The organism is Pseudoalteromonas sp. BSi20495 (assembly GCF_000241185.1).
GTDB lineage: Bacteria > Pseudomonadota > Gammaproteobacteria > Enterobacterales > Alteromonadaceae > Pseudoalteromonas > Pseudoalteromonas fuliginea.
In genome coordinates this window covers 20,294-30,782 of record NZ_BADY01000065.1, presented here as the reverse complement: position 1 = coordinate 30,782, position 10,489 = coordinate 20,294, and the positions used below count along the sequence as shown (strand labels likewise).

10 protein-coding genes and 1 pseudogene are annotated in these 10,489 nt (G+C 36.9%); 3 read left to right on the top strand and 8 right to left on the bottom strand.

Features of this window, described 5'->3' with window-relative positions:
* On the bottom strand, positions 1 to 1,055 hold a 1,055-nt coding region (locus tag P20495_RS20495; protein ID WP_033015638.1), incomplete at its 3' end, for a sigma-54-dependent Fis family transcriptional regulator.
* Positions 1,056 to 1,216: 161 nt separating this feature from the next.
* Positions 1,217 to 2,016: pseudogene (locus tag P20495_RS20490) on the bottom strand (flagellin).
* A gap of 186 nt (positions 2,017 to 2,202) precedes the next feature.
* On the opposite strand from P20495_RS20490, the gene pseB reads away from it, so the two are divergent.
* Genes pseB through P20495_RS11140 form a run of 3 tightly spaced genes read left to right on the top strand, consistent with a single transcriptional unit; the run spans position 2,203 to position 5,225 of the window.
* Entirely contained in the window at positions 2,203 to 3,204 is a 1,002-nt protein-coding gene (gene pseB / locus P20495_RS11130; RefSeq protein WP_008135978.1) for a UDP-N-acetylglucosamine 4,6-dehydratase (inverting), read from the top strand.
* A 15-nt stretch (positions 3,205 to 3,219) separates the two neighbouring features.
* Positions 3,220 to 4,371 (top strand): UDP-4-amino-4,6-dideoxy-N-acetyl-beta-L-altrosamine transaminase, encoded by a 1,152-nt coding sequence (gene pseC, locus P20495_RS11135; RefSeq protein WP_008135977.1) that lies wholly within the window; start codon positions 3,220 to 3,222, stop codon positions 4,369 to 4,371.
* Positions 4,368 to 5,225, top strand: coding sequence for an aldo/keto reductase (locus P20495_RS11140; protein ID WP_008135975.1), 858 nt, complete (start codon positions 4,368 to 4,370; stop codon positions 5,223 to 5,225). Before pseC ends, P20495_RS11140 begins: the two co-directional genes overlap by 4 nt.
* Here the strand turns inward: P20495_RS11140 and P20495_RS11145 are convergent.
* Genes P20495_RS11145 through P20495_RS11170 form a run of 6 tightly spaced genes read right to left on the bottom strand, consistent with a single transcriptional unit; the run spans position 5,217 to position 10,488 of the window.
* Positions 5,217 to 5,960: a WbqC family protein gene (locus tag P20495_RS11145; RefSeq protein WP_008135973.1), complete on the bottom strand. Its 744-nt coding sequence runs from the start codon at positions 5,958 to 5,960 to the stop codon at positions 5,217 to 5,219. The genes P20495_RS11140 and P20495_RS11145 overlap by 9 nt on opposite strands.
* Positions 5,951 to 6,595: a class I SAM-dependent methyltransferase gene (locus P20495_RS11150; RefSeq protein ID WP_138950654.1), complete on the bottom strand. Its 645-nt coding sequence runs from the start codon at positions 6,593 to 6,595 to the stop codon at positions 5,951 to 5,953. Before P20495_RS11150 ends, P20495_RS11145 begins: the two co-directional genes overlap by 10 nt.
* On the bottom strand, positions 6,576 to 7,511 hold the full coding sequence (locus P20495_RS11155) for a DegT/DnrJ/EryC1/StrS family aminotransferase (RefSeq protein ID WP_008135970.1): 936 nt from the start codon (positions 7,509 to 7,511) through the stop codon (positions 6,576 to 6,578). Before P20495_RS11155 ends, P20495_RS11150 begins: the two co-directional genes overlap by 20 nt.
* Complete coding sequence (locus tag P20495_RS11160; protein ID WP_008135968.1) at positions 7,502 to 8,170, bottom strand: class I SAM-dependent methyltransferase; 669 nt, start codon at positions 8,168 to 8,170, stop codon at positions 7,502 to 7,504. Before P20495_RS11160 ends, P20495_RS11155 begins: the two co-directional genes overlap by 10 nt.
* Entirely contained in the window at positions 8,163 to 9,125 is a 963-nt protein-coding gene (locus P20495_RS11165) for a hypothetical protein (RefSeq protein WP_008135967.1), read from the bottom strand. Before P20495_RS11165 ends, P20495_RS11160 begins: the two co-directional genes overlap by 8 nt.
* Positions 9,118 to 10,488, bottom strand: coding sequence for an NAD(P)-binding protein (locus tag P20495_RS11170; RefSeq protein ID WP_008135965.1), 1,371 nt, complete (start codon positions 10,486 to 10,488; stop codon positions 9,118 to 9,120). The genes P20495_RS11165 and P20495_RS11170 overlap by 8 nt, the downstream gene beginning before the upstream one ends.
* Position 10,489: the final 1 nt, after the last annotated feature.

The following is a 10,489-nucleotide window of genomic DNA, read 5'->3' as shown; positions in this document are numbered from 1 at the left end:
ACTAAATTAGCTAGCTCACGAATGTTACCAGGCCAAGCATGCTCTTTTAAGCTCTCCACTGCGCGCTCAGTAAACTTAGCGGTAGAACCTGTTTGATCGTTAACACGGCGCATCAGTTCTTTTAAAAGCAGTGGAATATCATCTGCGCGCTCACTTAATGACGGGTTTTCAATAGGAAATACATTTAATCGATAGTACAAATCTTCACGAAAACTACCTTCTTCAATCATATTTTCTAAATTTCGGTGCGTTGCAGCAATAACACGTACATCAGCTTGAATCGCCTTTGTACCGCCAACTCGCTCGTAACTGCGTTCTTGTAATACGCGCAGCAACTTAACCTGCATTTGCAACGGCATATCACCTATTTCATCTAAAAACAGCGTACCACCTTGTGCAAGTTCAAAGCGTCCTTTACGAGCGGATATTGCTCCTGTAAATGCCCCTTTTTCATGGCCAAATAGCTCACTTTCTAATAACTCCGCCGGAATAGCACCACAGTTAACAGGCACAAATGGCCCATTGTTACGCTTAGAAAGCAAGTGTACATTACGAGCAACAACTTCTTTACCGGTTCCTGACTCACCTAAAATTAAAACATTAGCGTCCGTTTTTGCCACTTGCTCAATTAAAAAGCGTACATCTTTTACTGCATCTGTTTCACCCACTAGCCCGTCAAAGGTTTTAAGGGGTTTGGTATGTTTATGTCCATTTGGTAACATTCGCTGATATTGCTGACAATCGTGAAGCAACTGTGTTGTTACTTCATGACTAAACGGTTCGCAAATGAGGCCAACCACATTAGCAATGCTTAGTAATGGTTTAAGGGTTTCGCCTATTAATAAAAAAGGTAAGGTTGGGTAGCGCTTAATTAAACCTTCGTGATCAAGGGACTGCAATGCACCTAAAATGATCATGCATTCTTTTTGTTGGTACTTTTCACACTCTTGTTCAAAATTTGTTTCATTTAACAATTGTACTGCTTCACCAATAAAAGTAAGCGATGCATTTAAACCTATTGCGCGATTGTTATTATTATCTAAAATCAAGATCATATTTAGCGAGCCGTACTTTCACTCATTTATTTAATTACCTAAATTGTAAGCCAGTTCGCCATGGATGCAAGCGATAGCGGCATTTTTTTGACATAAACGCCAAAAAACAGACAGCTAGTTAAAGTAACAATACTTAAGAATTAATCATTAAGTATCAAAAATTAAAGTAATACTAAAATAGCCTCAGCGGATTGGTTAGCTTGTCCACGAAGCGCAATTGACGCTTGCGTTAGAAAATCGTTAGATATCTGCTGAGAAATTGCCTTTGCGTAGTCAGTATCTTGAATTCGGTTTTTACTAGCGGAAATATTTTCATTTTTCTCATCTAAACCACGAATTGTATTTGATAGCGTATTTTCAAATGCCCCCAGTTCAACACGTTGATTATTTATTTCAGCACCCACTTTATCGCTAATATCAATTGCTGCCCGCGCACCATCTTGAGTCGAAATATTGATGCCAGAAATAACACTTGCAATACTACGATCAATAGCTGTGAAACTATGTACTGCATTTACATCTTGTCCAATTTGAAATGACACAGATTGCCCATCAAAAAGAGTTTTACCGGCGAATGATGCATTCACAAACGTGTCTGTTATCTGGCTTTGTAATTGTGCTACTTCATCTTGTAAAGCATCACGGTCATTATTAAATGCACCATTACCCGCTTGAATAGACAACTCACGTATACGTGAAACCGCATCATTAACCCCCAATAGATTAGAATTCAGTAACCTGCGAATAAGAAATCCCATCGTGAGCATTGCTTACTGCTTGCCCGTAACCATTTTGTTGGGAGATCAATCTATCTATAATTTGCAATGTTGCAATGTTGCAACGTTGCAACGTTATCGGCCCCGGAATTTACTTTTTTACCAGAGGCAAGTTGCTCAGACCGCTTATTACTCGCTTCCAGTGCTTGGTTTAAAAAACTAGCTGTGGGCGATTCAATCTTCATAATAGGCTCCGACAAACTTATTGATTAAAATTATAGCTTAATTTGCGAAATTTTGCGCTTTGTACCATGGTTAGACTAAATTAACTTGGCACTTTGCTTGCTTAGTGGTTAAAGTATTGAGGTGTGTATTAAAAGATCACGTTTGCGTGTCATAAAACGCTAATAATAAATAATTTGGGTAGCACTATGTTCGATAACAAAACAATTTTAATCACCGGTGGTACCGGTTCATTCGGAAAAAAATACGTAAAAACGCTACTTGAGCGTTATAATCCTAAAAAGATTATTATTTTTTCGCGCGATGAACTAAAGCAATTTGAAATGCAACAAGAGTTCGACCAGCCTTGTATGCGTTATTTTATTGGCGATGTAAGAGATAAAGACAGATTAATACGTGCCATGCGAGGGGTGAATTTCGTTATTCACGCTGCGGCATTAAAGCAGGTACCGGCCGCTGAATACAACCCTATGGAATGTATAAAAACAAATATTAACGGCGCTGAAAACGTGATTGATGCAGCCCTTGATAACGACGTAGAAAAAGTGATTGCTTTGTCTACTGATAAAGCCGCGAACCCCATTAACTTGTATGGCGCCACTAAATTGGCGTCAGACAAACTTTTTGTTGCCGCTAATAATATTGCAGGTGGCAACCGCACTACTTTTTCTGTTGTGCGCTATGGTAATGTGGTTTGTTCTCGAGGTTCTGTTGTGCCAGTTTTTCAAAAATTTATTGATGAAGGGCGCGACCATATTCCAATAACACACAATGAAATGACTCGTTTTTGGATAAACCTTCAACAAGGCGTCGATTTTGTACTAACCAATTTTGAACGTATGTTAGGCGGTGAAATATTCGTTCCTAAAATCCCTTCAATCCGTATTACAGACCTTGCAAAAGCGATGGCTCCTGACTTACCACTAAAAATAATTGGTATTCGTCCTGGTGAAAAACTTCATGAGGTTATGTGTCCTGCCGATTTATGTTTTGAAACCTACGAGTACAACGACCACTTTGTTATTGCTCCTGGCATTAAATTTAGTAGCCGTAGTAATGACTTTACCGTTAACGCAATTGGCGAAAAAGGCAAAAAGGTAGAGCAAGGATTTGAATATAACTCTCTTCATAACTCGCATTACATGACGATTGATGAGATTAAAGAATTTAACACTCAGGCATTAAGTTAAAGCTGAATAAAATAAATGATTCCATATGGTAAACAACTAATAAGCCAAGCAGATATTGATAGCGTTGTGGCTGTTTTACAGTCTGATTGGCTAACTCAAGGGCCAAAAGTACCCGCTTTTGAGGCTGCTATTGCAAAATACTGTAATGCTCAATACGGTATTGCTGTTAATAGCGCGACTTCTGCTCTACATATTGCATGTTTAGCATTAAATGTAAGCGAAGGCGATACTGTTTGGACATCGCCAATTTCATTCGTAGCCTCAGCCAATTGTGCGCTTTACTGTGGTGCTGCAGTGGACTTTGTAGATATTGACTTGGCAACTGGCAATATGTCAGTGTCTGCCCTTGCTGATAAGCTTATTAGCGCAAAACAAAATAATTGCTTACCTAAAGTCGTTATCCCTGTTCACTTGGCAGGTCAATCGTGTGATATGGAAGCTATTTACGATTTATCAAAGCAGTATGGTTTTAAAATCATTGAAGATGCATCGCATGCTATTGGCGCACAATATAATGGCAATAAAGTCGGTTGCTGTGAATTTTCAGATATCACTGTATTTAGTTTTCACCCGGTAAAAATAATTACCTCTGCCGAAGGCGGTATGGCGGTTACTAATAATCAACAGCTTGCAAAAAAATTACAACGCTTAAGAAGTCATGGGATCACTAATGATCCAAATGAAATGACTGAGCAAAGCCATGGTCCTTGGTATTACCAGCAAGTAGAGCTTGGCTTTAATTACCGAATGACAGAGCTACAAGCTGCACTTGGCCTCAGCCAACTTGATAAACTTGATGAATTTGTGACTACCAGAAACGCACTCGCTATTTCATATTCTAATGCGTTTGAAACTATGCCTCTTTCGCATTTAACACAACTCACAAAATGCTATTCAAGTTACCATTTATACGTAGTTAAACTTGCTGACGAACATAGCTACCTTCATAGGCATATTATTGAGCAATTGAGAAATAAAGGGATTATTAGTCACCTTCACTATATTCCAATACACACTCAACCTTTTTATAAAAAAATGGGCTTTAAAGACAGCGACTTCCCCAACGCAATGAAATATTATAAAACAGCATTCACTATCCCTTTACATCCTCAACTTACAGAGCAAGAGCAAAGCTATATTATTGATGAGATTGGTAAATTACTGTGAAGCTAGCACTAGGTACTGTTCAATTTGGTGTTGACTACGGAATAAGCAACACACTAGGCAAAACACATCAGAAAGAAATAAAAAAAATACTTAACCTTGCCAAAAGCGAAAATATAACGACCATTGATACTGCATCAGCCTATGGTAATGCTGAAAAAGAATTAGGCCAGTGCCCACTAAGTTCATTCAATATAGTTAGTAAAATTCCTCCTATATCTAATTTAAGCAATGTTAATGATTTTATAACAGAAACTGTTAAACAGTCTCTTCGCGACTTAAATTGTGACGCTTTATATGGATTACTACTTCATCGCTTTGAAGATTTTAGTCAATTCCCTATTGCACTTGACTGCTTAAAGCAAATTAAAGCAGATAATAAAGTAAAAAAAGTGGGAGTATCTTTATATTCCCCCGAGCAGATCAATAATGATGTATTAGCATTTGCAGATCTAATTCAGTTACCACTTAATATTCTTGATCAACGCTTCGTTCAATCAAATTCATTAAAACAACTAAAAGCTGCAGGTATAGAGATTCATACTCGTTCAGCCTTTCTTCAGGGATTATTGCTAATGCAAAGTGGCACTTTCCCAGATTATTTTAAACCTATTGCTCCTTTATTAGAAAAGCTTACCACGCTGAGTAATCACTTAAATGTCTCAAAGTTATCGCTAGCATTAAATTACGTGGTTAATATTAATGAAGTAGACAAAGTGGTTGTAGGTGTCAACAACGAACAACAGCTTAATGAAATTTTAAGCTGCTTAACTTCAAGCTTATCCAATATTGATTTATCTGAGTTTAACCTACCTGATGAGCGCTTTATTAATCCAGTACTTTGGCAATCAAACTGATAGAGATTGATAGTGAGTATGTGCTCTCGTGCATGTATTAATTAATTTAACTGTTTCAACAGGCCCAACGTTAAATAAGCAGTCAATCACACTCAAATGAGAGATAAACTCCCCCTTAACTTGTGGGTATTTAGGGTGGATAAAGTTTTGATAAAAAACATCAATGCCATTTTTAACTAATGCCCCGCCTGGGGTCTCTTGTTCAATGTAAGCCTGCGCGCCTACTGGTGATAAATAAGTATTACATTCTAGCTCATTACAAATAGATACTAGCCGAGCATCTTTAACACCAGACACGTCTTTAAGCTGAGAAGCTATAAATGTTGGTGTGGTTATATTCATGAACAGCATCAATACTCTAATGATTTTAATATTCATTTGAGCCAAGCAAGTAATGCTCTCATCTTTATAAATGGAATCTAATAGGGGAAATAACGAACTAAAAAACGGCGCTTTTGCGTAGCTTTCAGCAATGCTTTTAAGGTGCTTTCTTCGCCAAGGATTTTCACTAACAAATTGAGTATTTTCAATTGTTGCTGTCATTCTTCCTTTAGGGGTACTTACCGGACAAGTCAGCATAAGTTCTTGCTTACCCGATTTAATTTTATTTCTAACATGCCAATCACTTTTTTCAAGCTTTACGTTGTCTAAAAATACGAATCTATCGGCGCTATTAATTAACCCAAAATAACCTAACCAAGGTAAGTAAGTAGGCTGCATTATACTCAGTAACATGTTATTTCGCTTTTACTTAATTGCATTGTAAATTCATAAGGGTAACCACCTGGCTTAGTAACGTAGTCATGCTTTAGGGAAACAAAAGGTGTCATTGTTGTTTTGCATAATTCAAATAATTCTAGGGGGGAGACATAAAAAAGAGCCTCATTTTTAAATTCTACAAATGTCGATAACGCATTAAAAATAACCGACTGCTTACACTGCTGAATACTTTTTTGTAGGGTAAGTGTTAGAAAGCCCATGTTATCAGTCATTTTATTATTGAACACACCGCTAATAAGCACATGGTCATAGCCTTGTGCTATCTCATCCTCATATATATCAAACACTTTGAACTGAGCTTTTGTATCAGAGCTAAACTTGGCATTTGCGGCGTCTATAAACTCTGGCACAAAGTCATAACCTAAATACTCACCGGTAAAACCGTTATTTCTTAGATACAAAAGCATATCACCCAGCCCACAGCCTAAATCAATAACTCGGCTACTTGATGAAATCATATTCAGAAATATCGCAAATCTTACATTTTGTGATTCTTTTGATACATGCTGTACTGATTTGTGGCTGTCACCATACTCTTTATACAGAGACTGATAATACGACTTTAAAGTATTACTTGTCTTGGAAGTCATTTATAAACATTACCATATTGGTTAATTGCTCTTGAGGTGTTTCGGGACGGACAAATAAATTTATAATTTGATCATCAATCAATGACGCATTTGGATAATGTCCATTGGTTTGTAATTCACCTAACGATTTATAATGCTTAGTAAAAATAATGCCATTCTCTTTTGCCTTAGCTAAAAAGTGAGTTCTATTTTTTATGAGTAAAGGGTAGCGCCAATACGTTACTTCAGCATCAAAACTTGCTTTTACAAAAAGCGAATTAGTGATGTGATTTTGCAGGTAATCTACATTCTCTTTTCGCACTTGCATTTGCTTATTTAAATTTAAAAAGCGCTCATTTAATATTTCTAACTGTTTTACGTCACTAAATTGAGCCATTTTATTCTCGTTTAAAAACCCCTTAGCGCATTCAAATAACCGCTCAGAATTAGTTAAAATAGCTCCACCATATTGATTATCAATAGGTTTATCATACCCAAAACTTAAAATAGAGAAGTCGCCAAAGCTACCTAACGGTTTGCCTTTGTATTTACTGCCATACGCCAAACATGCATCTTCTATTAGTGTAATGTTGTTGTGTTTTGCAAACTTTGCTATTTCATCAATTTTACAATAGTGTCCGTAACCATGAACGGCCACTATTACTGATACAGAATCATTAAAAACAGCCTCTATATTAGTGACCTCCATAGACAAAGAGCACAACGAAACATCAGCCAAAATAACGTTGTAACCTGCCATTTGAATAGCAAACAAAACAATCGGGCAACAGCTTGCTGGCATTATTACTGAGCTACCCTTTGGAGCCGGTGAGGCGTTGAGTGCAGTTATAAGCGCAAAGCTGCCAGAACTAGTCAATAATGCATGCTGGCGGTCAAATGCAGTAGCAATAAGGCACTGTAATTGAGTTAAACCCATAACCTCAAATCCTTGCGATAACGAGATAAAGGAAAGTCTTCTGGTTGAATAAGTATTTCTACTTTCTTAACACAGTGCTGTAAATCGGTTTTTAATTGCTCAAAAGAAAAAAAGCGCCACTGAGAATACCGATGTATTAACGGGATCGTTTTTTCATATTCTAGATCACTTGCACTTTTTATATCATGCTCAAAGTGTTTATCGAGTATATCGCCAATCAAAATTACACCACCTGGCTTGCATACCCGTATCATTTCTTTAATCACATCAAGTGCATATTGATAGCTTGGGAAGTAATGAAAAATACTGTAACTGAGTACTCTTTCAAACTCATTGTTGTCAAACTGAAGAACACTCGCTTGTGATTGATAAAAAACGCCTTGAGGAAGTAATTTTTTTGCTTCATCTATCATTGCTTGAGAGTAGTCAACACCTGCATACTGCGAGCATTTGTGTAATTTTGATAATAGTAAGCCGTTGCCACACCCTACATCTAAAATACTATTACCTTGCGCTGAAAACATGAGTTTTTGCTCAACATCATCGATGAGCGCCTGCCAAAGTGTATCGTCAAAGGGGCGCCCGACCTGTGCTTTAAAATCACTGTTTATACGAGCAATTTCATCCCACTCTACTTGTTTAGAATTAAACTCACTCATTTGATACCTTTATAATTTCTTGTGCGAATTGCTCGGTCGAATCGAGATAATATGATGATAACATTGCGTCTCTTTGCGCTAGAACACCGGTGTGTAAAAACCCCTCAATGTTTAATGTTAAGCTTTCTATCGTTGCATCTTCAGCAAGACCCAAATCAAAGGTTAAATGTGCTCTGGCAAGTTCTAAAGTGTCTGTATGTTGTTCTCTCGTTTGTGAAATAGCACAGTTAGGTATAAGGCAAAAACCAGCTTCATACTTTGTTAATCCCCCACCATTAATGATTAAATCGGCTTGTTTGTAAACAGCAGACATATCATCAACAAACTCTAATGCTTGGTAAGTATTATTTTTTAAACTAATAGAAGGGGCTTTTTGATCTAATAAAATAATTTTCTTACCTACCACTAGCTTATCTAAGGCATTTACAACATGCGTAGCGACATCAAATCGATCATTACCGCCAATAAAAACCAAAATAGTATTAATACTATTTTGAAAGTGCTCCTGTGAGCGACTTCGCCTTAATGATAATAACTCTTGGGCAAATGAAAAGTAACGCAGCCCTAATCTATGTTTGGTTGTTGAGCGAAAAAACGCCTCTGCGTTAAATCTAAAATTCACAATAAGATCTATAAAATTGTAATTGTATTGATCAAAATCGTCGATGATGCATAGCTTCAACCCTATTTTTTTTAACTCAAATAATTGCTCACAGGTAAAATGATAGCTATCAGCAAGCACCGTCATATTTGGCTCAAAAATAAAGTCACTGCCTGCTACGGTGAACCCCAAATGATTAATTCGCTGGGTAGAAAATTGGTCAAAGTCGCCAAAAAAAACAATATTACTATAAGGCTGTAATGCAAAAGTCGCCCTTGCAACATTTAAACACCTTGATAAATGCCCAAAGCCTGTTTTTATAGTTCCATTGCAATAGAAAATAAAATTAGCCAACAGTGCAATACTCTTTTAATTCTTTATGAGCAAGAACAAGCACATCAGATAACAACCAGCAACGACCACTAAACCTACCCGACACAATAATATTTTTAAAAGAATTTGTTAATGTTTCATAATTAATCTGTGTTGTAGTACAAAAATCATGTGTAGGCACAGGAAAAGTATTATCAATTATTTGTACACATCCACTTTTCATTTTGGTATTAGACGTTATGATTCCCATATTTTTTAGATCAATAACACCCTGCTCTAATGTGTATGTAGGATCTGCTTTGTACCTTAATACCTCTGCTGATACTTGATACTTATCGCTTTGCCTTAAATTGTTATACAGTGTAACCCTGAAAATATCCGAACATGGGTCCCAGTTCCAAAGGTAATGCGATTCTTTATTTAAAGGCTGCTTATCAAACGTAAAATGTAAGATATTTGCGGTCCTAAATATCGGTTTATAATTTGCGATCGGTAAATTAGCGGCCTTTAGTGCAAATACGGGCGGCGCACTCCAAAATAACAAGTCACACTTAATATGTGAGCCATCATTAAGGCTAAACGCAGTAACTAAATCATCTTGATATTCAATATCTAACACTTGACTATTACAGCGAATTTCAATCCCTAAAGACTCAGCTTTTGCCTGTAATTGATCAATCCAAGTCTGCGCGCCTTTAGAGCTATTTGGGTAGTAATAATTAGGAAGGTATGAACCTTGCTCTGCTAGTAATGCTTCAAATTCAGCAGCACTATGATAGCCAAGCTTTTTGTCAAACTCTGGATGTTGCTTTAACACTCGTGACAAAGATGCATTGAATGCTTTTATTCTTGTAGTACCAAAATAATTAATGCTGGTATTTTTAGCTAAATCAGTAAATGCTACATCACTGCCATAAAGCTTATTAATAACCGGTTTTGCAAGGTACTGATAAAACACTACACCTAAAGTTTCACATAAATATTGCTCAATATTATCGGCCTCAGACCCTGATACGAGTGACATAAACTCACCAATACCTTGTTTATAAAGTGCTGAATCTAATTTTCTTGCATCAATTGTTTGTGTTTCTAAATCCCACTTACCTGCAAAGTAATTCCCTGTTTTGAGTTGTTTAAATGTATGCCAATTTTTAGAAAAGTGAGGGTAGTTGAATAGTATCTCGTCTATTTCAGTAATACCGGTGCTAGCTGGAATATGTGTGCCTTGGTCGTAAAAATTACCAGCATCGTCAGTGACTGAGTTCAACAAGCCACCTAACGATTCAGACTGCTCGATTAATACAACGCGATCGTAATGCTTGCGCAACAAAATACTTGCCGTTATACCACAAATTCCACCACCGACCACTGCACATGTTTTCATA